Below are 25,174 nucleotides of genomic sequence, written 5' to 3' on the forward strand. Positions count from 1 at the left end.
CGTCAGGAATTCGGGATTTTTAGTCGTTGACCGACCCGCAGGCTGTCATTTTTCAGGCCATTGGCTTTACGCAGATCCGCAATCGCAATGCCGTTACGCACGGCAATTTCTGACAGCGTATCGCCACTGCGAATGACATAAGTACTGAATACAGGTGCGCTGCCTTTCTGTGCCGCCAGCAAAGTGCCATGCGGTGGGTGGTCACGAAAATATTCTGTCACACCACTGTAAATCGCTCGCGCCATCTTTTTCTGATATCCGGAATCAGCCAGTTTACGGGCTTCCTGCGGATTGGAGATAAAGCCTGTTTCTACCAGCAATGCAGGAATATCCGGAGCCTTAAGCACCACAAAGGCTGCTTCTTCCACCTGTTTTTTATGCAGTTTCGAAACATGGCCAACCCGCTCAAGAATATGATTACCAAGCTTCATACTCTCTTTGCGTTTATTGGTCATCGACAGATCAAGTAACGTCATGGCCAGATGATCTTCTTTGTCTTCCAGACTCACACCACCGATCAGGTCGGACTCGTTTTCCTTGTCTGCCAGCCAGCGCGCCGCTTCACTGGTCGCACCACGATCTGACAGCATAAAGACCGAGCTGCCACTGGCACTTGGATATTTGAACGCATCGGCGTGGATGGAAACAAAGAAGTCAGCGTTGGCTTTACGCGCTTTCGAGGTACGTTCACGCAAACCGATGTAATAATCACCGGTACGCACCATGTATGGCGTAAAGCCAGGCTCCGCTTTCAGCAAACGCTCAAGCTCGCGGGCAATAGCCAGTACCACATGTTTTTCTTTTGTACGCCCATGACCGATAGCACCCGGATCTTCGCCACCGTGGCCTGCGTCAATGGCAATAATAATGTCGCGTTTATTGTCTTCGTAACTGTCAGCTTTCTTAACCGGCGCGACCACACGGGCTTCCTGAATACGTTCCAGATCCACCACCAGACGGTGATTGCTGTAGACATTGTTCGGCACCAGCGGAAAGCTGCTGGCGTTCACGGGCTCAGTCACATCAATTACGATACGTACATCGTTCTGGTTACGTCGTGCGGTACGAATTGAACGAATCGACGTCGATTGAGTATCGAGCCCCTCGACACTGGATTTCATCTTCGCATTGCTAACGTCGATGACCACCCGTTCTGGGTTATTCAGCGTGAAAATTTTGTGCTCGTGCGGCCCGGTAAGATCAAAAACCAGACGGGTTTTATCCGGTGATTGCCATACCCGCACATCCTGCACGTCGGCCATCACTGGCAAAGCCAGAAGCGACAGAAGGATCAGCGCTAATCTCACGCCACCTCCTCAAAACTCTTGCTGATCTGGTCCAGTTGCTCACACCATTGCTGCCCAAGCGCAGTCGCAGACTGCCAGTGCAGTTCACGACTGTCGCCCAGATCATCGATGCTCAGCACCAGATCTGCTGCTGGCAAAATGCCGTGGCCTTTATCCGCCCACTCAATCAGACACAAGGCATTCTGATCCAGATAATCACGAATACCCATAAATTCCAGCTCTTCAGGGTCGCCCAGGCGATAAAGATCAAAATGGCAAACGTGACAGCCATCCAGCGGATAGTCTTCCACCAGCGTGTAGGTCGGACTTTTCACTGCGCCCTGGTGACCCAGTGCCTGAATCAGGCCGCGACTGAATGTCGTTTTACCCGCACCCAATGTGCCTTCCAGAAATACCAGCCCACCCTGTTTCAGTACAGGGGCGCATGCCGCAGCAAACGCCGTCATTGCAGACTCACCAGTCAGGCGGATCGACATCAGTTCATTAACTCCCGCAAATACATCATCAGATCAGTAGCCAGCATACCGCGTTCTCCCTGTTTTGCTGCCAGGTCTGCAGCGGCACTGTGAACACTCACGCCAAAGCAGGCGGCTTCGAATACAGGCATATGCTGCGCCAGCAAAGCAGCCAGTACACCAGTTAACACATCCCCCATACCACCGCTGCTCATGCCCGGATTACCATCGGTGCACAAGGCAATGCGGCCGTCGGCATCAGCAACCAGGCTGCCCTGACCTTTAAGAACCACAACCGCCTGATATCGTTCCGCCAGCTGACGTACGGCAGCAAAACGATCACGCTGGATATCAGCCACGGAGCATTCAAGCAAACGTGCGGCTTCGCCCGGATGAGGTGTCAGAATGACATCTCGTCCGGCAAAATCGCGGCGCCAGCCCGGTGACGACAGAATGTTCAGTGCGTCAGCATCCAGTACCAGTGGCAGATCAGACGCCAGCACCTGTTGCAGCATCAGCTCCGCCCAGCTGCTGTGTCCGAGTCCCGGACCAATGGCGAGCACGCTGGCTTTAGTCATCATCGGCTGCAACTCCAGCCCGGACTCCAGCCCTTTTACCATCACCTCCGGACGGCGTACCAGAATCGGCATCACATGCTCGGCGCGGGTTGCGCAGCTGACCAGCCCGGCACCACAGCGTCCGGCTGCTTCAGCAGCCATGGCAGCTGCGCCGCCCATACCACTGTCGCCACCGATAATTAATACATGACCAAACTCACCTTTATGGGCGTTCCCTGTTCGCTGTAACGGACGACGATGCAATCGATCAAATCGATCCCAACTGATGCGCTCAGCATTGGCGCGAACCTGATGGTAAATGACCGGCTCCACCGCCAGCGAAGCAAAGGCGATTTCTCCGGCCATGTCTGGCCCATCGGCGGTCAGCAGTCCCTGTTTTACACCTATGAAGGTTACGGTCAGATCGGCATTGACTGCCCAGGTCATGATCCTGCCGGTGTCGGCATTCAGGCCAGATGGCAGATCCAGAGCCAGTACATCGGCACGATGGGCGTTGATGGCAGCAATCGCTGTGGCAAACAGACCGCTGACGTCTGCGTTCAGACCAGTGCCCAGCAAACCATCAACGATGATCTGCCCTTCGTAATCCAGTTCACCGGCAAATGCTTCAGGCTCAACGCCAGCCTGCAGTGCCATTTGCATAGCCTGCCGTGCATCGTCAGACTGACGCGACATATCGCCAACGGTATAAAAGCGCACAGCTACTCCATGCATGCACGCCAGCGCCGCCAGTACCCATGCATCGCCACCGTTGTTACCCGGTCCGGCAAACACACAGATCTGTTCTTCATCCGGCCAGCGCTCCAGCAAACAGGCAAACGCCGCTTCGCCGGCGCGGCTCATCAGCTCAAACCCGCCAATGCCCTGCTCTTCTATTGCCAGCCGGTCGAGAGTGCGCACTTGCTCTGCCCGATAAAGTTCGCCGGGTAAGTGATCCTTTGCGCTGTATGGTCGATTCATCCGCCGGACGTCCAATGTGGTAAATTGTCGGAATTATATAGAAGCCGGTCGATGAAGACGAACCCATGCCAAGCCAGATCACCACACTGAGCCCAGCGCAACTGCAACAGCTCCGGCAAAAGCTGAACAGCTGGGCAGCAGATGCCGGTTTCCAGCAGGTCGGAGTAACCGGCGTTGATCTGCAGGAGCACGAAGATTATCTGCAATCCTGGCTTCAACAGGGCTACCACGGCGACATGGGCTACATGGCCGATCACGGTAATATGCGTTCACGCCCCGCCGAACTGCTACCGGGTACCGTGCGTGTTATCAGCCTGCGGATGGATTATCTGGCGCCCGACATCAGCATTACCGAACAACTGCAGGACAAGTCACAGGCCTATATTTCACGCTATGCACTGGGGCGGGATTACCACAAGCTGATCCGCAAGCGCCTGACCCAGCTTGGCAAACAACTGCAAAGCGAAGTTGAAGACATGGGTTTCCGTGCCTTTGTTGACAGCGCGCCGGTGCTGGAAAGAGCACTGGCCAATCGTTCAGGATTGGGCTGGATAGGCAAAAACACCATGCTGATCAACCGCCACGCCGGATCGTATTTTTTTCTCGGCGAAATCCTTACCGATCTGCCACTGCCTGAAGACGAGCCCTACCTTAAAGATCATTGCGGGCGCTGTACCAGCTGCCTGGAAATCTGCCCGACACAGGCTTTTGTTGGCCCCCATGTTCTTGATGCCCGGCGCTGTATTTCATACCTCACCATTGAGCTGAATGGGCCGATTCCGCCTGAATTGCGTGAAGGGATGGGCAATCGCATTTTCGGTTGTGACGACTGCCAGATTGGCTGCCCGTGGAACCGCTTCAGCAATAGCACCGGGGAAGCCGACTTCAGCCCCCGCGCCAACCTCGACAAAGCCAGTCTGCTCGAGCTGTTCGCCTGGGACGAAGCTACCTTCCTGAAAAACACCGAAGGCATGCCCATTCGCCGCACCGGCTATGAGAACTGGCTGCGCAATATTGCCGTCGCCCTGGGCAACGCCCCGGCGAGCCTGGAAATCAGCGCGGCTCTGCAGCAGCGCCGACCACAGGTCAGTCCGCTGGTGCAGGAACATATCGACTGGGCACTGGCACGTCAGCAGCAATGAATGAACGCGGCAGACAATGGAACTCTGTCTACACTGAAAGCATGAACCTGAGGGAGGCTATATATGTCCCATGCCAAGCTTCCGGCGCAGGAGCAAAAACGCCTTGAAGCCCTGCAAGCACTGGATATTCTCTACGTTCTTCTCGAGGAGCGCTTCGACCGGATAACCCGAACGTTGTACCGGCTGTTTGACGTTCCAATCTCTTTTCTTTCGCTGATCGACCAGGATACTCAATGGTTCAAGTCGATTCAGGGAGCACCGCTGATCAGTACGCCACGTCAGGATTCACTGTGCCAGCACACTCTGCTGGAAAATGATTATCTTGTATGTGCTGACCTGACAAAGGACGAACGCTTCAGCGACAACCCTTATGTCACCGGTGACTATCAGGCTCGGTTCTATGCTGGTGCACTGCTCAAGAGTCGCGGCCAGAACATAGGCACCTTGTGCATCATTGATAGAAAGCCTCGTAATTTCACCAGAGAAGACATGAATGCCCTGCTGGATGTTATGGCCTGGGCCCAGACTGAACTGAACTTCACCCAGCTCACCGACACCCAGATTGAACTGCTGGGTGAACTGGATCACGCCCTGCAGGCCTCGCGGGTTGATAGTCTGACCCGGCTATGGAATCAGGGCACCATCAAACACATCCTGCACCGCGCTTTTCAACGCCACCTACTGAACCTGACCCCGCTATCGGTACTGATGATCGACCTCGATCACTTTAAAAGCGTTAATGACCGCTTCGGCCATGTGGCCGGCGATAAAGTCCTGCAGACCGTATCCTCCGCGCTGCGTCAGTGCCTGCGCCCGGACGATGCCGTTGGCCGCTATGGCGGTGAAGAATTCATGGTGGTGCTGGATAACTGCTCGCCGCAGCAGGCTAACGGGCTGGCCCAGCGAATTCTGCAGAAAATACGCGAGATGTCGTTCGAGCATATATTTCCCGGCCTGACGATCACTGCCAGCATTGGCATTGCCGGTTCAGATGCTCGCGGACTGGAAAATGAAGCCGATCTGATTGAACTGGCGGATCAGGCGCTGTACGACGCTAAAAGCAACGGCAGAGATCAGGTGTGTATTCGTCACGAAGAGGATCAGCACGGGTAAGTCAGCAAAAAGTTTCTGCAAGAAAAAAGCCCGCTGTTGCGGGCTTTTCTGTTTTTACAGCGCCAGAAAGTGCTTACGGTAATGCAGTGCTTCGTCGATGGATTCGCGGATGTCGTCCAGCGCCTGATGGCTGCCTTTTTTCTGAAAAGAACTGACGACTTCCGGTTTCCAGCGCTTGGCCAGTTCCTTCAGGGTCGACACATCGATATTGCGATAGTGCATGTAGGCTTCCAGCTCCGGCATGTACTTCACCAGAAAGCGGCGGTCCTGATGAATGCTGTTACCACACAGTGGCGAGGTACCGGCTTTCACATACTGAGCAAGAAACGCCAGAGTCTGACGCTCAGCTTCACGGGCATCGGCGTTACTGTTGCGTACACGCTCGGTCAGCCCGGAGTTACCATGGGTTTTGGTGTTCCATTCATCCATCGCATCGAGCAGCACATCCGGTTGCTTCACCGCAATAACCGGCCCTTCGGCGATAATATTCAGGTCGCCATCGGTCACGATGGTAGCAATTTCGATGATGACATCGTGTTCCGGGTCCAGACCTGTCATTTCCAGATCCATCCACACCAGATTGTCGTTCAGACTCATAACGCTTCACTCAAAGTACTTTGTCTGCAGTCTAGCAACTTGCACCTTAGCCAGCCAACACGGAGAATATCGCCACCAGCAAAGAATGACGTCAGGCATGAGTAAACGAAAACTGAACCGCCGCCAGGCCTGGCGCGTTGAGAAGATCCAGCAGGAAAAAGCTCAGCGTGCCCGCAAGAAAGAAGTCGGTATATCCGAACAGCTGAACGCCGGCGAACTGGGTGATGAACTGGAAGGCCAGGTAATCGCACACTTCGGCACCCAGGTGGAAGTTGAAGCCCGTGGCGATCATTCAATGAGGTATCGCTGCTACCTGCGCGCCAACCTTGGCTCACTGGTTACCGGCGACCATATTGTGTTTCGTCCGGGCCCGGAGACCAGCGGTGTGCTGACCGGTGTGGTAGAAACCGTGCTCAAGCGTCAGTCAGAGCTGTCACGCCCGAATCCGTATAACGAAATCAAACCGGTTGCCGCCAATATCGATTTTATTGTGCTGACTATTGCGCCCGAACCTGAAGCGCATGCCAACCTGATTGACCGTTATCTGGTTGCCGCGGAAAACTGTCAGATCGAACCGATCATTCTGCTCAACAAAACAGACCTGCTGAACGACAGTAACCGGGAACGCTTTCAGCAACTGCTGAAGAAATACGAAGACCTTGGCTATGGCACCCTGCAGGTATGCAGCAAGGAAGAATCCAGCCTGGGCAGTTTAAAAGAGTTTCTTAATGGTCGTGTCAGCGTGTTTGTTGGTCAGTCCGGCGTGGGCAAATCATCTCTGATTGGTACCCTGCTGCCGGATGAAGATCTCAAAGTAGGGGCACTATCCGAGAACACCCGCAAAGGTCGACATACCACAACTACCGCCCGCCTCTACCACTTTCCGGCCGGAGGGGATCTGATTGATTCACCGGGGATTCGTGAATTTGGCCTGTGGCACATGAGTGCCGACGACGTGCTGTATGGTTTCCGTGAATTACGTCCACTGGCAGGCTATTGCCGCTTCCGCGACTGCAAACACGAACAGGAACCCGGCTGTGCCTTACGTGAAGCACTGGAAAAAGAAGAAATCCGTCAGGATCGTTTTGACAGTTATAAGCGCATCCTGCAGACCCTTACAGAGCTTTAACAGATTGCCCGGTCAACTGTTGTTACCGGGCCATTGCTTACCAGAAGACTTCGCTCTTATTAGGTGGGTTATCGTAACTGTTATTACTCTCTTCGCGCTGTTTGCGCAGCTGCTCCAGTAACGATCCGGCCTGATTAATCACTGGCTTACGTGCATCCTCAGGCGGCGCTTCCCCATCGTTGATAAACTCGACATCCCCCTTACCGGCACGATCATCCACCGCTTCCGCCGAACGCTTATTGAGCAGAGTAATCGATATACGACGGTTAACTGCAGCATACGGATCGTCTGGTTTCAGCGGTGCGGTATCGCCCATGCCGATAACCTGTGCAATCTGCGACTTGGGTACACCGGCCTCCATTAACGCTCGTCGCGCTGAATCGGCGCGCATGGATGACAATCCCCAGTTGGCGTCGTTTTCATCACGGGCGCCGCCCATTTTCGATGAGTCGGTATGGCCACTGATCGATAAACGGTGCTCCATGGTTCCCAGCAAGGGCGCCAGTTCCCATAAAATATCTTCTGAATAGTATTTAAGTTTGGCACTGCCGGTATCGAACATCGGTCGTTTGGTCTGATCGACAATCTGCAGACGCAAACCTTCAGTGGTGATATCCAGCAGTAACTGATTTTTGAACGGGCTAAGCGTCGGACTGGCGTTAATCTGCGCTTCGATCTGCGCTTTCATATCTTCCATGCGCCGCTTTTCAATGGCCTCAGCCAGACTTTCAATTTCTTCGGCCTGCAGAATCTTTTCCGGATCCAGCGTTTCCGATTCGGCAATATTATCGGCAGTGGAGGGTGAACCACCGAGGTCGATCACGTATCTGGACGGAACCTTATTTCCCTCTTCAAAGGCTTTCGGGTCCTGAAAGTAACCGGAAATAGCTTCTCGCTGTTGTTCATTGGACGAGTTGATCACCCACAGCACCAGAAACAGCGCCATCATCGCCAGCGCAAAGTCAGCCATGGCGACTTTCCAGGCGCCACCATGCTCATCGTGTCGTCCTTTTTTATAGCGACGAACAACAATATTCTGGTGCTGGCCGAGATTCTCCATCAGCGCCCACGCACCTTGCTTTCAACCTCGTTGAACGACGGCCGGCCATGGGTAAACAGGGATTTACGCCCGAATTCCACCGCCAGCTGCGGTGGCAGGCCGTTCAGAGAAGCAATGACACAGGATTTCACCGCTTCGTACAATTTGATCTCTTCTTCCGCCAGGTGACGCATGACAGTGGCAACCGGCGCGACAACACCATAAGCCAGAAAAACACCACTGAAGGTTCCCACCAGAGCCGCCGCCACGTGATTACCGATTTCAGCGATCTCGCCATCAATGGCACCCATGGTAATCACAATACCCAGTACCGCCGCCACGATGCCGAACCCCGGCAGGCCATCGGCCACTTTACTGACAGCATTACCCGGCAGCTCCAGTTCGTGCAGGCGCGCATCAATTTCCTGATCCATCAGTGATTCAAGCTCAAACGAGGTCAGATTACCAGCGGCAATAATGCGGAAGTAATCGGCAATAAAATGTGCCAGCTCCTCATTACTCTGAATTGCCGGATAACGGGAGAATAACGCACTGGATGACGGACTTTCGACATCGGCCTCAATGGCCATAATGCCTTCACGCCGTGCTTTATTGAGGATGTCATAGACCAGGCCCAGTACATCCATATACATGGCTTTGTTGACCTTACTGCCCATAATGATCTGCGGAATCATTTTGAAGCAGGTAATCACAACATGCAGCGGGTTGCCCAGCAAAAAGGCTCCGAAGGCTGCACCACAGATAATCAGAATCTCAAAAGGCTGCCACAAAGCCAGCAGATTGCCGTGCGACATGACATAGCCGTAGAGCACACTGCCAAAAACAATGAACAAGCCAATAAAAAACAACATTCCCGATAAGTCCTTGTAGCAACAGCTCCCGAAGGGATGGATAGAGACTATAGTTAAGTAAAGGCTACAAACGACGGTTACACAAACCTGCCCATGACTCAGTTTCCTATTACACCCGCTCCCGCGCGACTCTGGAGTGAAGCTGGCAAACAGCGCGATTTTCCGATTCTGGAAGAAACCCGCGATCTGGTACGTCACGCACTGAAAAGTAAAAAGGTCAGTTTCGACCATGTAGCACCGGCTATTGAGCGTGATGCTGCACTGTGCCTGAATCTGTTGCAGGTAGCCGCCGACCAGAATCCCGAGTGTCTGCCACAGATATCCGGTGCTGCCAGCTGTCTGTCGCTACTGGGCATGCAAGAGCTGGTGCGACTGATGAAGCACTTACCCGTGGTCGAACGCGGTACCACGGATACCAGTGAGCAGCTGTATCGTGCCGTGATTCATACGGCAGGTTTCGCCGGTAATCTGGCCGCCAGCTGGGCTCAGGTACGGGGGAATCCATCCAGCAGTTACGCACGCTGGGCCACCATGCTCAGTTCCGCACCATTACTGGCCTGGCTACGAGTCTGGCCACAAAGTGGCAACTGGTTCTACTGTCTGAGCGAGGGCGATGAACTGGTCAGCGCTATCCGTTCGGTATTTGGCGACGACCTGAAGCAATGGTCGCTGCTTGCCCGGCAATTACGGCTTCCACAAGCTGCCGAGGACATGTTTGTTCGCAGTAACTGGCCAGAGCAGCAACAATGGCGCAGGTTGCGGCGCCATGATCCGCGTGACCTGGATAACCAGCGTGATCTGTTACACCAGTGCCTGCAGCCAATGATGATTCCACTGATGGCACACCATCTGGCCTGGCATCTGCACATGAGCCCGGAAGATATTCACACCCGACGCTGGACGGCGCTGGTCAGTCACTGGCTGGGGAAACCTCAGTATGTGCTACAGCCACAGATTCGCGAATTGCAGCTGCTGTCCAGCCTGCAGCAGCACAGCTCTGCAGGTACAGGTTTGCATCTGTTACTCAGTCCCCACGCCTGTCGTCAGCAATACCCGTGGATTGCGCCGGCGGAGAAGAAAACAGTTTAGCAACGTCCGCAGGATAGTACGCCGAAAACAGCAGGCAGCGTTGAGTTTGTGCCTGCCGATACCCGTCCAAAGCCAGGCACAGACGTTGCGCGCGAACGTCATCAGGACGATGACTATATGAAGAAGTTGCTGAAGCAGATTCAGCAGGAACCGGACAGTTTCGGCGACTGGCATTATCTGATGCGCGGTATGCTGCGTGGCGTCACAGAAGGTATTGGTTTGCCATCCGCCTGCATTGCACTGCTTAACAAAGAAAAAACCGCTCTCAAGGTTTTTTATGCAGAAGGCATGAGCGAGCAGGCGGCCATGAAGCGGTTTATCGTCGATCTGCGCAAGCCCAGCATCTTTAACAAGCTACTGGAAAAGCCAGCCAGCCTGCTGCTGACACCCGCTAACCGTGACAAGTTTCTGGTTCGTCTGCCGGAATCAGTCACGCAACTGCTGCCAGCACAGACCATGATGATGTCGATTGATGCCGGTGCCAGCCCCATCGGCCTGGTAATGGGCTTCGGTAATGAAGACCAGAATGCCTTGTCACAGGCGGAGTTCATTGCCTTTAAAAACCTGTGCAGCATCACCAGCCAGAGCCTCGCTACATTACGTGCCAGCACATTGGCCAAACGTCCTGCAGCAGCGCAATCGCGCGCGCCGACCTGACATCCGTCGCGACCTTGGATAAACTCCCGCCTCTGATACTTTCGATGGGAGTTTTCCATGGCCGACCTGCCCCTGCTAATTGAACCTGCCGAACTGGCAGCCAGACTGCCTTTTGCAGCCGACGACAAGATTCTTATCGTTGAACAGGCTAAGTTCGAGACCTTTGTGGAAAACCATATTCCAGGTTCCGTATTCCTGGATTTCAAAAAACTGCAGTGCACTGGCCAACCGGTTCCCGGCCTGCTGCCATCTGAAGAGGCGCTGTCGGCGGTATTCAGTGAACTGGGCCTGACACCAGACACCCACGTAATCTGTTCCGATGATGAAGGCGGTGGCTGGGCTGGCCGTCTGATCTGGGTACTGGACTGCCTGGGCCACACAAAATATTCCTACCTCAACGGTGGTCTGGTGGCCTGGCTGGATGAAGGTCTGCCAACAGAAGCCGGCGAAGTCGCCACCACAGCGACCGAATATCAGGCCAAAGTGGTTAACCACGACTGCACTCTGACCAAAGAACAGGTACTGGCACGTATCGGTCAGCCGGACTTTGCCATCTGGGATGCCCGTTCAGCTGGCGAATACACAGGCGAAAAAGTCATCTCGCAGCGCGGCGGCCATATTCCCGGTGCGGTGAACTACGAATGGACACTGGGGATGGACAAGGCGCGTGGCCTGCGTATTAACAACCTCGATGAATTCCGCGCTCTGCTGAAAAATATGGGCATTGATGAGAGCAAAGAAATTGCGACTCATTGCCAGACTCACCATCGCTCTGGTTTTACCTATCTCGTTGGTAAAATTCTCGGCCTGAACATCAAGGGCTACGCTGGCTCCTGGTCAGAATGGGGAAATGATCCGGCAACCCCTGTAAACACAGGCAACCAGCCTTAATCGTATTTTTACTGTTAACTGTTCGGGCCTGACAGCAGGCCCACCATAAGGATTACCATGTCATTCAAAGATAAGGCATTTATCATTTTCCAGTACCTGATTCCACAGCACCTGCTGTCGCGTCTGGTGGGTATGATTGCTGCCAGCGAAGTACGCTGGATTAAGAACACCTTCATTAACTTCTTCATCTCTAAGTTTGGCATCAACATGAACGAAGCCAAACGCAAAAGCGCGGATGAATTCAGCTGCTTCAACGACTTCTTCACCCGCGAACTGGAAGAAGGCGCCCGCACCATCGCTGAAGGTGACAACCAGATTGTTTCGCCTGCCGACGGCGCCATTTCACAGCTGGGCAAAATTGAAAACGGTCGTGTATTTCAGGCCAAAGGTCAGGACTATTCTCTGATCGAATTACTCGGTGGCAACACTGAGCGCGCTGAAGAATTTATGGGTGGTGAGTTCGCCACCATTTATCTGTCGCCAAAGGATTATCACCGTGTACATATGCCGGTCACCGGCACGCTGCGTGAAATGGTATACGTACCCGGCGACCTGTTCTCGGTTAACAAAACCACCGCCGAAAATGTGCCGCGCCTGTTCTCTCGCAATGAGCGTCTGGTATGTATTTTCGATACCGAACAAGGGCCGATGGCCATGGTTCTGGTGGGCGCCATGATCGTTGCCGCCATCGAAACCGTATGGGCTGGTCTGATCACGCCGCCTAAGCGCGAGCTGAAAGTGACTGACTTTACCAACCCGCAACGCATCACCATCGAAAAAGGTGAAGAAATGGGTCGCTTCCTGCTGGGTTCTACCGTGGTGCTGTGTTTCGGCAAAGACCGTATGCACTGGCAGCCTGAACTGCAAGCCGATTCACCACTGCGCATGGGCGAATCCATCGCCATGTCGATGGAATAATTAAAAGCACAGTATGAACCGGCAGCCTCATCGTGATCTGCCAACGCTGAACCTGCTGCGCACCTTTGAAGCAGCAGGGCAGCACCTTAGCTTTAAACTGGCAGCAGAACAGTTATGTGTCACCCCATCGGCGGTCAGTCAGCAGATTCAGCTGCTGGAATCCCAGCTGGGTGTGCAACTGTTTGAACGCCTGAATCGTTCTCTGCGCTTTACCGTCGCCGGTGAAACCTACTGGCAGCAGGTCAGTCAGCAACTGAACCTGTTACGGGATTCCACCACTCAACTACGCCAGCAGCACGGCCACCGTCGGCTGCGCGTCAGTGTTATGCCGCCGGTCGCGAATCGCGTGTTGTTTCCGAATCTGGAAGACTTTCAGCAACGCTACCCGGATATCGAACTGCACATAGAAACAGCGCTGAACTATACCGACCTGCAACAGCGCAAAGCCGATGTTGCTATCCGCTTTGGCTCGCCACCCTGGAGTGGTTTACAGCACGAAAAATTGCTGGATGTCAGCATTCAACTGGTGTGTCCGCCGGGTTTCAGCGCGCGCTTCAATCTGCCACACACCACCAGCAATATTTGCCAGATGCCGCGTATTGAAATGAGTGACCGCCCCGACAGCTGGCAACGCTTCTTTGAACAAACGGGCTTGTGCAATAACACTGGCAACGACGCCAAAGTCACACACGTTGATGATTACCCGGCAGCGATTCAGGCTGCCGAAAACCTGGGCGCTGCACTGGCGTTGTATCCGATTGAGAACCCGCTGATCCGCGCTGGTCGTCTTGAGTCACCCTTTCCGCCGCTGGGTCCGCTCAGCGAAGCGGTATATGCGGTTTACGCCGAACAGTGGCAGCATGAACCTGCAGCCCGAGCGTTTATCATCTGGATCAGCGAGCAACTGAACAAACTTTCGGATAAGTAAAACTAATCTGAAAGCGCGTTTTATATCGTTTGTCGGCGAATCCCGACAGCTTCTAAAGTACCTGCCAACACGAGGTACTTTGTATGAATCAGATCACCAGTTCAGTTATTCCCAGCACTCTGCCCGGCGCTGCCGCTAAACACCTGTTTCAGTTCCATCAGCAGGAACTGGATACCCTGTTCGATAGCCTGAGCTGCCCCGCCGACGCTCAGTTGCAGGGACTGTTCCGCGGCACCTTATTCGGCATCAGCGGTATTAATGCTCTGCCACGCTGGCTGCGCAGCCCGATCTACCGCCTGCTCGCCAGCTTTATCAACCCATGGAAGGGCAAAAGCTTTGCCGATGGCGAAGGGGCCAACAGCTGGTTCAACAGCAAAGGTTCCGTCAGCTTCGGTTATTACTTTACCGGCAGCGGTGATGATGAGCAGGGTAAGCCGCTACTGCGTCTGAATTACCTGCATCCACGTACACCAGGCTTGCTACAACCGATTCGTGGTGAAGCACGCCTGCTTGCCGACGGCGTGTGGCTGGCACGTATGCGCTGGCAGGGTAAGAACAACCTCACCACCCTGCTGTATTTCACTCTGGAGCCAGCGGCATGAACAGCCATTACGACGTCATCGTCATTGGCAGCGGCTTTGGTGGTTCAGTAGCCGCCAGCACTCTGGTAAATGCCGGCCAGCGGGTTCTGCTGCTGGAACGTGGCCCCTGGCGTGATACCCGACCGGTGCGCATGGCCGGTATTGATAAGCGCAGCCCGTTGCCACAGGGGCGACACTTTTATTCCCATCTGCTGCATCGGTTGGCGCTGCCATGGACGAAAGGCAACGGCATACGAATGAATCGCCATGGCTTGTTTGATATACACCTGAGCGCGGACATGAGCGTGATCTGCTCCAGCAGCGTCGGTGGTGGCAGCCATGTGTACAGTGCCATGAATACCCGCCCGGCAAAATCTGACTACTGGGATGGACACAGCCAGCACATCAGCAGCTCTGACATGGAAGCCCACTATCAGTGGATGATTGCCACGATGGGCGCACGTCAGCCAACGGCCGACGACAATATTCCGAATTTCACCGGCACAGCATTCAGGGACAGCAAAGACTTCATCGCCGACGACAGCGTCGGCCAACCGGCGATGTCGGTGCGCATGGAAGGAGACCCCGACGATTGGCAAAACAACAGCTTTCTAGGCAGTCAGAGCGGCAGTAAAGCCACGCTGGATCAGCGCCTGTTGTTGCCAGCCGTCGAACAGGGGCTGGAAATCCGTGCCCTGCATGAATGCCTGGCGATCTGGCGAACCCCGAACGGTTATCGCCTCGACGTACAGGACCATCAGCGCAAACAAATCATCAACCTGACTTCCCATCGTGTCGTTCTGGCCGCAGGCACACTGAACACACTGCGCCTGCTGTTCCACAGCCGCGATGTCGGCGGCTTGAAAGGCATGCAGACTCTCGGACTGGGTTTTGGCGGCAACGGTGATGTCCCCGCCTGGTGGCCGTTGAACAGCGAACAGAATCTGAGTTCGGGTACGCCCTGCCATGGGCGCTTTGCTCTGCGCGCTAACGACAGCGACCAGGCGATGACCCTGCCCGGCTGCTTGCCGGTGGATCTGACCCGCTACGGCGTTAATGGCATCGAACAGATACCACTGCCCGCTCGTATTCGCCAACGCCTGCAACGTGATCTGATTGTGGTGGGCATGGGGGCGGACAACGCCAATGGCGTCGCACGCTGGCACAAAGGTCGGCTTAGCTTCCGTTACCTGCAGGAAAGCAATCCGATACTGGCCAGTGTGTACGCCCACCTGGCTGAAGTCGGCCGCCGTAGCGGCAGCGCTTTACGCTTTATGCGCAATCGGCCGCTGACGGTACACCCACTCGGTGGCGCACGCTTAGCCGACCATTCAGAAAGCGGTGTGGTGAATGGCTTTGGCGAAGTTCACGACCACCCCGGTCTGTTTATCGCCGATGCTGCAGCCTTACCCGCTGCTCCCGGTACACCGCCATCAATGACGATTTCGGCCTGGGCTCGCCATGTTGCCCTTCATATTCCAAACGCAACTCATAAGAAGGCCGTAAAGGCCCGGAGCAAAACATCATGAAATCCGCATTCCACAAGCGTGTATTCACACTGCCGCAACTGCTGCGCATCAGCTTACAGGCTGGCGTTCGTCTGCCATTGCTGGGCAAAGCGCTGCTGCTGCCTGCTACCTCCCGTAAGCTGCGGGAGCAGGTCATGCTGGCCTGCACCAGCGTGAACGACTGCCGCTATTGTGCCTGGGCACATACTCATCTGGCGCTTAAAAATGGCGTCGATATTGAACAGATGAACGCCCTGCTGGCATCACCGGATCAGCCGCTGGCTAATGAACGGGAAGGCATCGCTATGCTGTACGCCCAGCATTTTGCAGAACAGTCGGGAAAGCCTTCGGCCGAGGCAAAAGAGCGCCTGAGCAGCGTATTCAGTGGCGCAGAAGTGCGTGAAATTCATGCCTACCTGTATGCAATTTACTTCGCCAACCTCAGCGGCAATACGTTTGATGCTTTTCTGCTGCGCCTGCAGGGTAAGAGCGCTGAGAACAGTCATCTGCTGACGGAAGTCATCAGCTCGGCGTTAAGCGCACCGGTGCTGATCAGTATCTGGTGGGCCGCCCGCAGCGACCGTAAAGTCACTCTGGATAGCCTGTCATGAAGCGATTTCTTAAATGGCTGCCATTTGGCAAAGTCGCTGAAGTCAGCGCCACAGAACTGCATCGGCTAATGCAGGATGGTGCACAACCCGGTTTACAGATTATCGATGTTCGCAGTGAGCAGGAGTTTGCTGCGAGTCATATACCCGGAGCGATCAACCTGCCCATCACCCGGTTTCGTAAAAACGCTGTCGCTGCGCTCGGTCTGAACAATACACAACCGGTGATTACGATCTGCCTGTCTGCGCATCGCAGCATTCCGGCAACACGCCAGCTAAGCAGCCTGGGGCTGGACTGCAAACAACTGCAAGGAGGTATGCTCGCCTGGTGGAAGGCGGGACTGCCGTGTATTAAAGCGGAGCCTTAAGGGGTTACGCCCGGCTCCAGTCAAACGCCAGTACGTCAGCAATATTGTCGGTGCCGAGCACCATCATCAGCAGGCGGTCCAGCCCCATGGCCACGCCTGCACATTCGGGCATGCCGTGCGCCAGGGCGGCCAGCAGGTTTTCATCCACAGGGCGGCCCTGCGCTTCCGCTGAGAAACGGCGACGCTGCTCAGCGGCGTCGGTCAGTTCGTGGTAGCCGTTGGCCAGTTCGGCACCGTTAAAGTACAACTCGAAACGACGCGCCACCGGCCAGCCGCTGTCGTCGGCGCTGACTTTCGCCAGTGCCGCCTGCGATGCAGGAAAGTCTTCGATAAACACCAGCGTGTTGGCAGGCAGCGTCGGCTCAACCGCATGGCTCATGATCACGTCCAGCCAGCCATCGCGATTCAGATCGAGATCCTGCCCTGCCAGGCCAATACCTGCGCGTGCAACCTCCTCATCAGAGGCCTGACGCACATCGAGTTTCGCATAGGTCTGCATGGCGTCAGCATAAGTCAGCTTAACGACCGGCAGTGACGGATAGCGCGGTGCCAGCATGGCCAGAGTAATATCCGCGACTTCCAGCATCAGTTGCTGGTGATCCCAACCCACCCGGTACCATTCCAGCATGCTGAACTCAGGGTTATGGCGTCGTCCCGCTTCGCCTCGACGGAATACCCGCGCAATCTCAAAGATATCGCCCATACCGGCACACAACAGACGCTTCATAGCGTACTCAGGTGAGGTGTGCAGATAACGCACGTCGTTGGTCTGCATCGGCTCAATATTCGGGTCGCACACGGCAGCCTGAGACAGATACGGCGTTTCAACTTCCAGCACATCGCGCTCAGCAAAGAACTGACGAATGGTCTGATTCAGCGTCTGGCGGGCCAGCAGGGCCTCACGTTTGGCGGATGGTTGCCACATAGAAAGGAAATCCGAACGATTGGAAGCAACGAAAAAAGAGTGCAACAAAAAAGGGAGCCGCAAAGACTCCCTTTCCCACACTGATTGTAAAAATCAGGCGCGGCTTACGTATTCACCGCTACGGGTATCAACACGCAGTTTGTCACCGATGTTGATAAACAGAGGCACCTTAACCACAGCACCAGTAGTCAGGGTCGCAGGCTTGTTACCACCGTTAGCGGTATCGCCTTTCAGGCCCGGATCGGTTTCAACCACTTCCAGTTCAACGAAGTTTGGTGGCGCAACTGTCAGGACAGCACCGTTGAACAGAGTCACAACGTACACTTCCTGTTCTTTCAGCCACTTGATGGTGTCACCCAGAGCTTCTTCAGAAGCACCGTGCTGTTCAAAAGAACCGTCAGTCGCCATGAAGTGCCAGAACTCACCATCGGAGTACAGGTATTCCATGTCGTATTCCATCACGTCAGCGCCTTCCAGCGAATCACCAGACTTGAAGGTTTTTTCCAGTACACGACCGTTACGCAGGTTGCGCAGTTTCACGCGGTTGAATGCCTGGCCTTTACCCGGTTTTACGTACTCGTTTTCAATAATGGAGCACGGCTCGTTTTCGAGCATTACCTTAAGACCTGATTTGAATTCGTTGGTAGAATAATTCGCCATTTCGCAGCCCAATCACTTTAGGGAAAGTTTAAAAGTTGCCTATCATAACCCGATCTGCCGCTCCTGTTGAGAGTTCCGACTGGCAACAGTTACTCGCAGGCGCATTCCGCAACAGTAAGGACCTGCTCAACTACCTCGGGCTACCACCGGATTCTGCAATCAGTGGCGTCGCCAGGGCCTCTGGTTTTCCGGTTCTGGTACCTCGTCCCTATGCAGATCAGATGGAGCACGGCAACCCTGATGATCCTTTGCTGCGCCAGGTACTGACCCACAGTGAAGAGCTGGTGCAGGCACCGGGCTTTGTCAGCGACCCGCTGGAGGAAGCCGCAGCCAATAAGACCCCGGGTATCATTCACAAGTATCGCGGGCGGGTATTGCTGCTGGCCGCTTCTGGCTGTGCAGTCAACTGCCGCTACTGTTTTCGCCGTCACTTCCCATACAGCGACAACCGACTCAGCCGCGCGCAATGGCAACAGGCTCTGGGCTACATAGAGAACGATCACTCTATTACCGAGGTCATCCTCAGTGGTGGTGACCCACTGATGCTGCAGGACAAAGCCCTGAGCGAGCTGATTGAGCATTGCGAAGCCATTCCCCATGTAAAACGTCTGCGTATTCATACCCGCCTGCCGGTGGTAATTCCGCAACGTCTGACCGAATCGCTGATCCGCATGCTGTGCGACAGCCGCTTACAGACATCCATTGTTCTGCATATTAACCATGCCAACGAACTCAGCGAGGCGCATCGCCCGGCTCTTGAAAACCTGCGCCGGGGAGGTGTCACCCTGCTCAATCAGTCGGTATTACTGAGAAATGTGAACAATGACTTCAGAGTTCTGTCTGATTTAAGCGAGTGCCTGTTTGAGTTTGGTATCATGCCTTATTACCTTCACCTCCTTGACCGCGTTGCTGGCGCTCATCACTTTGAGGTTGCAGAAGATGAAGCCGTTAGATTGCACAGGTCATTGCTGAACCATTTGCCGGGTTATCTCGTACCCCGGCTGGTCAGAGAGGTCGCCGGACAGGAAAGTAAGGCACCAATCAACCTCGACAGACTGTAAAAACTTGCATATAACGCCATGGTTTGGCTACGGATTTACTTCTTTAGTCTGGATTATGGCATACTGGCATAAGGCAGCGGAATTGTTATCCCCCCCTGCCGCCGATACGTTATTCATTATTTGCAGCAGGAACGCATGGAAAGCTCAGCAACGCCAATTAAACTGCATGTCCCAACGACACCGCTTGCGCAGCCTTCATTCTGCGCCGGTAACGTTGAAAGCATTACGCAGTGGGCTAAAGAACTTCCGATGGCCAACACTGGTGAAGCCGCTCGCCAGCTGTATATGGCCGTACGGGAACTGAACCAGTGGAACACCGATCCGCTGCTGCGCTTCAAAGTGCTCGAAGTGGTACGTCCGTACATTTATTCGATCTGTTCTCTGCTGAATAAACACTTCCTGCAGTCGTCTATTTCCCTGAATGAGAAGCAGCTGAAAGTTGCCAACCTGACCCAGGCATTACAGGGCTTACTGGCGACTGGCTATAAAATGGTGGTAGCACACAGCATCAGCCGCCTGGCCCCGACGGACAAACCGTCCAAAGTCGTTACACTGGCGATCCACCGTGCGATTTCCGATACCAATCAGACCATCCTGCGAGCGTTTCAGTTGTACTGTCAGCCGCCGGAACACGCCTGGCTGGAAATCAATCAGCTTTACCTGTTAGCAGAAATGCACAAGCTGCTGCGTTTCAGTGTTTCCGATCGTCAGACCCGTTTTCTGTCGACATCTACCATTGAAGATGTCTACGCCCGTGCTCATTTGCTGGGCACCGCAAAACCGAACAATCTGCGTCAGCAGGATCTGGCACAACTGTACGATGCCAGCGAATTGTGGGCAGAATTTGCCGAGTTATCACAAGCCGATGACGAAAGCGCCCTGTTCATTATTAACCTGCACCGTGATCGTCCGGCTCAGTACCGTCAGCATTTACGTGATGCACAGAAACCGCTGTTTCGCAGCCTGAATACCGCAGCACTGGTGCAGGCACTGAAGCTGTGGGCAGCTAACCCGAATGGCAATCACAAAATTACGGTTCCCGGCAAACTCAGTGACAACCTGCTGTCTCATGCGATTCAGTCATGGGGCATTCACTGGCAGCGCTCTTTCCGTCGCATGCCTACCGAAGGGCAGCTGAAGCTCTGCATTGGTCTTTCCGCCACCCATTACTACAGCGCGGGTATGAAAGAATTTGAAGGCCTGATGGCATCCATCAAACCGAAAACGGTTGAGGGTGAAACGATTGATCGCAGCGTCGATGTTGGCAAGGTTAACGCCGAAGAAGATGTCTGGGCCAATGCCTTCGATGCCGGCGGTGCACGTCTGGCAGAAAATGAGTCGATGAACATTGATGCCATCGAATTCATTAATAAGCACAAGAACAAAGAGCACGAAGAAGAGGAAGAACTGGTCGTTAAGTACCCGACTCATAACGTAACTCTGATAAACACCAGCCCCGGTGGTTACTGCGTGCACTGGGAAGGTAGCGTACCGACCAGCATTCAGGCCGGCGAATTGCTGGGTATTCAGGAGCACGGTGTGCGCCACTGGTCGATCGGTGTAATTCGCTGGATTCGTCACTTACGTGATCAGGGAACTCAGCTGGGTATTGAGTTGCTGGCGCCTCGCGCCGAAGTCGGTGCTGCGCGCCTGTTGCAGAAGACCGGTAGCAATGGCCCCTTTATGCGAGCGCTGTTGCTTCCTGCAATCAAAGCCATCGCCCAGCCAGCGACGTTGCTGTTGCCACGCATTCCCTTCCGTACCGGCAACAAAGTTGAGCTGCTGTACCCGGAGCTGCAAGGGCGACACCAACTTACCAAGCGCCTGGCGTCGACCAGTAGCTTCAGCCAGTTCCAGTTCCGTACCGCCGGTGCCGTGACGTCATCTGCCAGTGTTCAGCAGGCGACCGGGATGCCTGACGACGACTTCGAGTCAATCTGGAACAAACTGTGACCCGATAAGCCTGCGATGATCGGATAATGTCACTGCAGGTCATTTTATTTTGAGACGACCGCTCTATAATTGTGGTTTTCATAATTACTTGAGGTTGGCATGTCCACAAGCCGGGATACCCTGCATCTGTTGTTAATGACAGACACACAGAATGATGCAGAGAGCCTTGTCAGCCTGATGCGCAACTCAGGCAGCGCTACCCGTGCCCACCAGATAACCTCGCTTCAGGATCTGAATGAGCAGATACAGGAAAAATCCTGGGATCTGCTGATCGCAGAACCCAACGTCGATGGCGTCAGCTATGAAGACCTGCTGAAGCTGATCCGCCGCCTGAATAAAGACCTGCCGGTGATTCTGATCGCTGAAGACGTCGACCCGATGACGCTGGAAGCCGCCATCAAACGTGGCGCTGCAGCCATGGTCACCAAAGACGAAAGCAACCTGCTGTTGCTGGTGATTCAGCGCGAATTGCGCCACCTGAAAAGCCGCCGGGAATTGCGCACGCTGGAAGTTCGTATCCGCGATGCGGAGAAACGCTGCCAGCTGCTGCTGGAAAGTTCGAAAGACGCCGTGGCTTACATTCACGATGGCATGCACGTCTATGCCAACCAGGCGTACCTGGATTTGTTCGGCTACAACTCCGTTGAAGAACTGGAAGGTATGCCGATCATGGATATGGTGGATGCCGCATCGCAGGCCGATTTTAAAAACTTCCTGAAGTCATATCATGCCGATCCCGCACACGCACAGGAACTGAAAACCATTGGCGTTAATGGTGATGGCAAGCATTTTCCGATGCTGATGGCGTTTTCTCAGGCCACCTATGCTGATGAACGCTGCACACAGGTGCTGATCCGCACCAATGCCGATCACTCCGAACTGGAAGCTAAGCTGCGGGAAATCAGCAGTAAAGACATGATGACAGGGCTGTATAACAAGCCGCACTTCATCACTCAGCTTGAACACGCTGTCGATAAAGCGATTCTCAGTGGTGCCCGCGGTGCGATCCTGTACATTAATATCGACCATTTCGGCAAAATTAAGAGTGATGTCGGTATCAGCCACTCCGACCTGATCGTGACGGAAGTTGCCGATCTGCTCAAAAGTCAGAAAGCCGAGCATGACGTATTAGCCCGCATTGGTGAAGATATATTCTGCTGCCTGCGCATGGGTGCCGATGCAGAATCCGCTCTGGCATTTGCCAACCACCTGCGCGATAAAATCGAGCACCTGCTGGTTGATATTGGCAATCGCACCGTGACAGTAACAGCGTCTATTGGTGTCTCACTGATTACCGAAAACAGCTCCCGCCCGGACGATATCCTGCAGCAATCGCACCAGGCAGCCAATGATGTGCGCAAGCAACCAGATTCCGAGCGGGGCAATGGTGTTCACCTGTATGTTCCACCGGATGCTGAAGAGCAAGCCGCTGCCGTCAGCCTGGAAAAGAGCCTGACGGAAGCGATTCGCAACAATGGATTCCGTTTGCTGTTCCAGCCCATGATCAGCCTGCGTGGTGACGAAGCTGAACATTACGAAACCCTGCTACGCCTGAAAATGACGGATGGTGAAGAGCTGTCCGCAGGTGAATTCCTGAACAGTGCCGAAGTCAGCGATGAGTTGAAGCGTAAGATCGACCGCTGGGTGATTCTGCACACCACCAAGCTGTTGGGCGAACATCGCGCGCGTGGTCATAACACCCGCATGTTCATTAATTTGTCCGGCCCATCACTGGCCGACGATGCGTTACCAGGCTGGATTGGCGTTGCAATGAACGCCGCCAGATTACCAAAAGGTTCAGTCATTTTTCAGTTTAATGAAGAAGATGCCAGCCGCATGCTGAAACAGGCTCAGCAGTTCAGCCTGTCATTATTTGAAAAAGCTATTCCATGCTCTGTCAGCCGTTTTGGTTGTGCCCTGAATCCGATGCAGACGCTGAAGCACCTGACCGTTGAGTATGTGAAAGTGGACGGTTCCTTTACTCAGGAACTGGGTCAAAACCCTGATACGCAGAAACACCTGAAAGAGCTAATTGAAGGTTTGCACGAAGAAGACAAAAAGACCATTGTGCCGCTGGTAGAGAATGCAACATCCGTAGCCTCCTTGTGGCAAATGGGCGTGCACTTCCTGCAGGGCTACTACGTACAGCCACCTCAGTCATCCATGACGTTCGATTTCAACGACGACAACGAAATGTAAAAAAGCCCGCGTATGCGGGCTTTTTTACATTCAGGTCCGGGTCAATCCAGAATATCGCGATCGCGATACCCCAACAGATAAAGAATGCCATCCAACCCCAGAGTGCTGATGGCGTTTTTGGCATTTTCTCGCACCAGCGGTTTCGCACGAAAGGCGATACCCAGGCCAGCAATACTCAGCATCGGCAGGTCATTGGCACCGTCACCAACCGCAATGGTCTGCTCCAGCAGAATACCTTCCTTCCGAGCCAGCTCACGCAGTAGTTCCGCTTTACGGGTGCCATCAACAACACGCCCGGTTACCCGGCCAGTGACAATGCCATTCTCCATTTCCAACTCATTGGCAAAGACATAGTCGATGCCCAGCTTTTCCTGCAGATAACGACCAAAGTAGTTAAAACCACCCGACAGGATAGCCGTTTTATAGCCCAGAGCATTGAGGTTACGAATCAGACGCTCAGCTCCTTCGGTCACCGGCAGGCGCTCAGCAATTCCCTGCAGCACATCACCACTCAGTCCTTTGAGCAAGGCGACACGTTGCTCGAAGCTCTGAATGAAATCGAGTTCGCCCTGCATCGCCCGTTCTGTAATATCTGCCACCTGTTCACCCACACCCGCGGCAGCGGCCAGCTCGTCGATCACTTCCGCTTCAATCAGAGTGGAGTCCATATCGAAGCACACCAGGCGACGGGTACGGCGGTAGACATCGTCTTCCTGGAAAGCGATATCAACACCAAGTTCGTTAGCAATTTCAAGAAACTCGGCGCGCATGACACTCTGTTCCGCTTCTCCGCGCACAGAAAATTCGACACAGGCACGGGTATTGGACTCAGCCTGTTCCAGCGGCACCCGGCCACTAAGGCGATTGATCTGGTCGATGTTCAGACCATGCTTGGCAACAATAGCTGTCACACGGCTAATGGCTTCAGCCTCAATGGTACGCGCCAGCAGAGTAATAATATGGCGGGGTTTCCCCTGCCCCTGCACCCAGTGCTCATAGCTTTCCGGCGTTACCGGAGTAAAACGCACTGACAGACCCAGTTCGTGTGCCTTGAACAGCACATCCTTGAGAACAGGACCGGATTCAGCTCGGGAAGGAATAGCGGCCAGAATACCGAGCGACAGAGTGTCGTGAATCTCGGCCTGACCGATATCGAGAATAGTCACATCATATTGCGCCAGAATGGCGCTGATGCTTGAGGTTAACCCGGGCTTATCGGCCCCAGTCACACGGATTAGAACCAATTCAGTCACGAAGGTTACCTGCTACAGATTCTGATTTGGCAATTACAGCTTGTCAGCGTCTGCTTTGGCAGCAGCAACAACGGCACGCAGTTCTTCGATCAGATCGACTGTTTCGTGAACAGACAGTGCACGTACGCGGTCTACGCTCATCAGGTACAGACCTTTTTCCAGCTGTTGCAGTTTATCTTGCAGAGACTGTTTCACGTCGCTCATGGTGAATCCCCATTATTCGTATTCAGATAAAATTCGGTTGCTGCCGGCCACACTCATCAATCTGTGCGATGGCCGGTAATTCCCTGGCGTTACCGCAGGCGGCACATATAATACCACCAATGCTGCGGAAATCTTCGTTTGTTTGAGTATTGTGATGCGTATCGTCAGTCTGATTGGTC

The 25,174-nt window shown here is 54.2% G+C and carries 25 protein-coding genes; 15 read left to right on the forward strand and 10 right to left on the reverse strand.

What is annotated here, in order from left to right:
• Window positions 1-2: 2 nt before the first annotated feature.
• From I9W95_RS14310 to I9W95_RS14320, 3 genes are read right to left on the reverse strand one after another with little or no spacing between them, the layout of a single operon-like run.
• Entirely contained in the window at window positions 3-1,307 is a 1,305-nt protein-coding gene (locus I9W95_RS14310; protein WP_318653621.1) for an N-acetylmuramoyl-L-alanine amidase, read from the reverse strand.
• Window positions 1,304-1,783, reverse strand: coding sequence for a tRNA (adenosine(37)-N6)-threonylcarbamoyltransferase complex ATPase subunit type 1 TsaE (gene tsaE, locus I9W95_RS14315; RefSeq protein WP_225676067.1), 480 nt, complete (start codon window positions 1,781-1,783; stop codon window positions 1,304-1,306). The genes I9W95_RS14310 and tsaE overlap by 4 nt, the downstream gene beginning before the upstream one ends.
• A complete protein-coding gene (locus I9W95_RS14320; RefSeq protein ID WP_225676069.1) occupies window positions 1,783-3,300 on the reverse strand; it encodes an NAD(P)H-hydrate dehydratase in 1,518 nt (505 codons plus the stop codon). The genes tsaE and I9W95_RS14320 overlap by 1 nt, the downstream gene beginning before the upstream one ends.
• Window positions 3,301-3,365: 65 nt before the next feature.
• Here I9W95_RS14320 and queG point away from each other — a divergent pair, with 65 nt between their 5' ends.
• Together queG and I9W95_RS14330 are read left to right on the forward strand one after the other, a co-directional pair.
• Window positions 3,366-4,442 carry a tRNA epoxyqueuosine(34) reductase QueG gene (gene queG / locus I9W95_RS14325; RefSeq protein WP_225676071.1) on the forward strand — a complete coding sequence of 359 codons (1,077 nt, stop codon included), beginning with the start codon at window positions 3,366-3,368 and terminating at the stop codon, window positions 4,440-4,442.
• Window positions 4,443-4,505: 63 nt separating this feature from the next.
• Window positions 4,506-5,555, forward strand: coding sequence for a sensor domain-containing diguanylate cyclase (locus tag I9W95_RS14330; protein WP_225676073.1), 1,050 nt, complete (start codon window positions 4,506-4,508; stop codon window positions 5,553-5,555).
• A gap of 54 nt (window positions 5,556-5,609) precedes the next feature.
• Here I9W95_RS14330 and orn read toward each other — a convergent pair whose 3' ends face one another.
• A complete protein-coding gene (gene orn / locus I9W95_RS14335) occupies window positions 5,610-6,152 on the reverse strand; it encodes an oligoribonuclease (RefSeq protein WP_225676075.1) in 543 nt (180 codons plus the stop codon).
• Between the two features lie 97 nt (window positions 6,153-6,249).
• Here orn and rsgA point away from each other — a divergent pair, with 97 nt between their 5' ends.
• Window positions 6,250-7,281 carry a small ribosomal subunit biogenesis GTPase RsgA gene (gene rsgA / locus I9W95_RS14340; RefSeq protein ID WP_225676077.1) on the forward strand — a complete coding sequence of 344 codons (1,032 nt, stop codon included), beginning with the start codon at window positions 6,250-6,252 and terminating at the stop codon, window positions 7,279-7,281.
• Window positions 7,282-7,318: 37 nt separating this feature from the next.
• Here the strand turns inward: rsgA and motB are convergent, their stop codons facing one another.
• Both motB and motA read right to left on the reverse strand, forming a co-directional pair.
• A complete protein-coding gene (gene motB / locus I9W95_RS14345) occupies window positions 7,319-8,341 on the reverse strand; it encodes a flagellar motor protein MotB (RefSeq protein ID WP_225676079.1) in 1,023 nt (340 codons plus the stop codon).
• Window positions 8,341-9,192: a flagellar motor stator protein MotA gene (motA, locus tag I9W95_RS14350; protein ID WP_225676081.1), complete on the reverse strand. Its 852-nt coding sequence runs from the start codon at window positions 9,190-9,192 to the stop codon at window positions 8,341-8,343. Before motA ends, motB begins: the two co-directional genes overlap by 1 nt.
• Before the next feature lie 93 nt (window positions 9,193-9,285).
• Between motA and I9W95_RS14355 the strand changes: the two genes are divergently transcribed.
• The 9 genes from I9W95_RS14355 to I9W95_RS14395 all read left to right on the forward strand — a co-directional run bounded on the left by I9W95_RS14355 (window position 9,286) and on the right by I9W95_RS14395 (window position 16,740).
• The gene (locus I9W95_RS14355; protein ID WP_225676083.1) at window positions 9,286-10,281 is read left to right on the forward strand and encodes a hypothetical protein; all 996 of its coding nucleotides are present in this window, start codon (window positions 9,286-9,288) and stop codon (window positions 10,279-10,281) included.
• A 48-nt stretch (window positions 10,282-10,329) separates the two neighbouring features.
• Window positions 10,330-10,938: a hypothetical protein gene (locus tag I9W95_RS14360; protein ID WP_225676085.1), complete on the forward strand. Its 609-nt coding sequence runs from the start codon at window positions 10,330-10,332 to the stop codon at window positions 10,936-10,938.
• A gap of 57 nt (window positions 10,939-10,995) precedes the next feature.
• Complete coding sequence (locus tag I9W95_RS14365; RefSeq protein ID WP_225676087.1) at window positions 10,996-11,829, forward strand: sulfurtransferase; 834 nt, start codon at window positions 10,996-10,998, stop codon at window positions 11,827-11,829.
• A gap of 57 nt (window positions 11,830-11,886) precedes the next feature.
• On the forward strand, window positions 11,887-12,747 hold the full coding sequence (gene asd / locus I9W95_RS14370) for an archaetidylserine decarboxylase (RefSeq protein WP_225676089.1): 861 nt from the start codon (window positions 11,887-11,889) through the stop codon (window positions 12,745-12,747).
• A 13-nt stretch (window positions 12,748-12,760) separates the two neighbouring features.
• Window positions 12,761-13,675 (forward strand): LysR substrate-binding domain-containing protein, encoded by a 915-nt coding sequence (locus I9W95_RS14375; protein WP_225676091.1) that lies wholly within the window; start codon window positions 12,761-12,763, stop codon window positions 13,673-13,675.
• 83 nt (window positions 13,676-13,758) lie between these two features.
• Entirely contained in the window at window positions 13,759-14,277 is a 519-nt protein-coding gene (locus I9W95_RS14380) for a hypothetical protein (protein ID WP_225676093.1), read from the forward strand.
• Complete coding sequence (locus I9W95_RS14385; RefSeq protein WP_225676095.1) at window positions 14,274-15,785, forward strand: GMC oxidoreductase; 1,512 nt, start codon at window positions 14,274-14,276, stop codon at window positions 15,783-15,785. Before I9W95_RS14380 ends, I9W95_RS14385 begins: the two co-directional genes overlap by 4 nt.
• A complete protein-coding gene (locus I9W95_RS14390) occupies window positions 15,782-16,375 on the forward strand; it encodes a carboxymuconolactone decarboxylase family protein (protein ID WP_225676097.1) in 594 nt (197 codons plus the stop codon). Before I9W95_RS14385 ends, I9W95_RS14390 begins: the two co-directional genes overlap by 4 nt.
• Window positions 16,372-16,740, forward strand: coding sequence for a rhodanese-like domain-containing protein (locus tag I9W95_RS14395; RefSeq protein WP_225676099.1), 369 nt, complete (start codon window positions 16,372-16,374; stop codon window positions 16,738-16,740). The genes I9W95_RS14390 and I9W95_RS14395 overlap by 4 nt, the downstream gene beginning before the upstream one ends.
• Window positions 16,741-16,744: 4 nt before the next feature.
• Here the strand turns inward: I9W95_RS14395 and epmA are convergent, their stop codons facing one another.
• Both epmA and efp read right to left on the reverse strand, forming a co-directional pair.
• Window positions 16,745-17,665, reverse strand: a complete 921-nt coding sequence (gene epmA, locus I9W95_RS14400; RefSeq protein ID WP_225676101.1) for an EF-P lysine aminoacylase EpmA — start codon at window positions 17,663-17,665, stop codon at window positions 16,745-16,747.
• Between the two features lie 93 nt (window positions 17,666-17,758).
• Window positions 17,759-18,325, reverse strand: a complete 567-nt coding sequence (gene efp / locus I9W95_RS14405; protein ID WP_225676103.1) for an elongation factor P — start codon at window positions 18,323-18,325, stop codon at window positions 17,759-17,761.
• Between the two features lie 35 nt (window positions 18,326-18,360).
• Between efp and epmB the strand changes: the two genes are divergently transcribed.
• The 3 genes from epmB to I9W95_RS14420 all read left to right on the forward strand — a co-directional run bounded on the left by epmB (window position 18,361) and on the right by I9W95_RS14420 (window position 23,538).
• Window positions 18,361-19,386 carry an EF-P beta-lysylation protein EpmB gene (epmB, locus tag I9W95_RS14410; RefSeq protein WP_225676105.1) on the forward strand — a complete coding sequence of 342 codons (1,026 nt, stop codon included), beginning with the start codon at window positions 18,361-18,363 and terminating at the stop codon, window positions 19,384-19,386.
• A gap of 135 nt (window positions 19,387-19,521) precedes the next feature.
• Window positions 19,522-21,339 (forward strand): GTPase, encoded by a 1,818-nt coding sequence (locus I9W95_RS14415; protein WP_225676107.1) that lies wholly within the window; start codon window positions 19,522-19,524, stop codon window positions 21,337-21,339.
• A 99-nt stretch (window positions 21,340-21,438) separates the two neighbouring features.
• Window positions 21,439-23,538: an EAL domain-containing response regulator gene (locus I9W95_RS14420; RefSeq protein WP_225676109.1), complete on the forward strand. Its 2,100-nt coding sequence runs from the start codon at window positions 21,439-21,441 to the stop codon at window positions 23,536-23,538.
• 41 nt (window positions 23,539-23,579) lie between these two features.
• Here I9W95_RS14420 and serB read toward each other — a convergent pair whose 3' ends face one another.
• Window positions 23,580-24,791: a phosphoserine phosphatase SerB gene (gene serB / locus I9W95_RS14425; RefSeq protein ID WP_225676111.1), complete on the reverse strand. Its 1,212-nt coding sequence runs from the start codon at window positions 24,789-24,791 to the stop codon at window positions 23,580-23,582.
• A gap of 33 nt (window positions 24,792-24,824) precedes the next feature.
• Entirely contained in the window at window positions 24,825-24,995 is a 171-nt protein-coding gene (locus tag I9W95_RS14430) for a hypothetical protein (protein WP_225676113.1), read from the reverse strand.
• Between the last annotated feature and the right edge of the window lie 179 nt (window positions 24,996-25,174).

Origin of the sequence: Thalassolituus marinus (genome assembly GCF_020320395.1) — a bacterium.
GTDB classification, from domain to species: Bacteria; Pseudomonadota; Gammaproteobacteria; order Pseudomonadales; family Oceanobacteraceae; genus Venatoribacter; species Venatoribacter marinus.

Bases quoted from the DNA above. Each gene is read 5' to 3' on its own strand.
- rsgA (WP_225676077.1), top strand. From the start codon at position 6,250: ATGAGTAAACGAAAACTGAACCGCCGCCAGGCCTGGCGCGTTGAGAAG.
- I9W95_RS14430 (WP_225676113.1), bottom strand. From the start codon at position 24,995: ATGAGCGACGTGAAACAGTCTCTGCAAGATAAACTGCAACAGCTGGAA.
- I9W95_RS14355 (WP_225676083.1), top strand. From the start codon at position 9,286: ATGACTCAGTTTCCTATTACACCCGCTCCCGCGCGACTCTGGAGTGAA.
- I9W95_RS14390 (WP_225676097.1), top strand. From the start codon at position 15,782: ATGAAATCCGCATTCCACAAGCGTGTATTCACACTGCCGCAACTGCTG.
- I9W95_RS14415 (WP_225676107.1), top strand. From the start codon at position 19,522: ATGGAAAGCTCAGCAACGCCAATTAAACTGCATGTCCCAACGACACCG.
- I9W95_RS14365 (WP_225676087.1), top strand. From the start codon at position 10,996: ATGGCCGACCTGCCCCTGCTAATTGAACCTGCCGAACTGGCAGCCAGA.
- orn (WP_225676075.1), bottom strand. From the start codon at position 6,152: ATGAGTCTGAACGACAATCTGGTGTGGATGGATCTGGAAATGACAGGT.
- motA (WP_225676081.1), bottom strand. From the start codon at position 9,192: ATGTTGTTTTTTATTGGCTTGTTCATTGTTTTTGGCAGTGTGCTCTAC.
- tsaE (WP_225676067.1), bottom strand. From the start codon at position 1,783: ATGTCGATCCGCCTGACTGGTGAGTCTGCAATGACGGCGTTTGCTGCG.
- I9W95_RS14380 (WP_225676093.1), top strand. From the start codon at position 13,759: ATGAATCAGATCACCAGTTCAGTTATTCCCAGCACTCTGCCCGGCGCT.
- I9W95_RS14420 (WP_225676109.1), top strand. From the start codon at position 21,439: ATGTCCACAAGCCGGGATACCCTGCATCTGTTGTTAATGACAGACACA.
- I9W95_RS14330 (WP_225676073.1), top strand. From the start codon at position 4,506: ATGTCCCATGCCAAGCTTCCGGCGCAGGAGCAAAAACGCCTTGAAGCC.
- I9W95_RS14375 (WP_225676091.1), top strand. From the start codon at position 12,761: ATGAACCGGCAGCCTCATCGTGATCTGCCAACGCTGAACCTGCTGCGC.
- I9W95_RS14385 (WP_225676095.1), top strand. From the start codon at position 14,274: ATGAACAGCCATTACGACGTCATCGTCATTGGCAGCGGCTTTGGTGGT.
- epmA (WP_225676101.1), bottom strand. From the start codon at position 17,665: ATGTGGCAACCATCCGCCAAACGTGAGGCCCTGCTGGCCCGCCAGACG.
- queG (WP_225676071.1), top strand. From the start codon at position 3,366: ATGCCAAGCCAGATCACCACACTGAGCCCAGCGCAACTGCAACAGCTC.
- asd (WP_225676089.1), top strand. From the start codon at position 11,887: ATGTCATTCAAAGATAAGGCATTTATCATTTTCCAGTACCTGATTCCA.
- efp (WP_225676103.1), bottom strand. From the start codon at position 18,325: ATGGCGAATTATTCTACCAACGAATTCAAATCAGGTCTTAAGGTAATG.
- I9W95_RS14320 (WP_225676069.1), bottom strand. From the start codon at position 3,300: ATGAATCGACCATACAGCGCAAAGGATCACTTACCCGGCGAACTTTAT.
- motB (WP_225676079.1), bottom strand. From the start codon at position 8,341: ATGGAGAATCTCGGCCAGCACCAGAATATTGTTGTTCGTCGCTATAAA.
- I9W95_RS14395 (WP_225676099.1), top strand. From the start codon at position 16,372: ATGAAGCGATTTCTTAAATGGCTGCCATTTGGCAAAGTCGCTGAAGTC.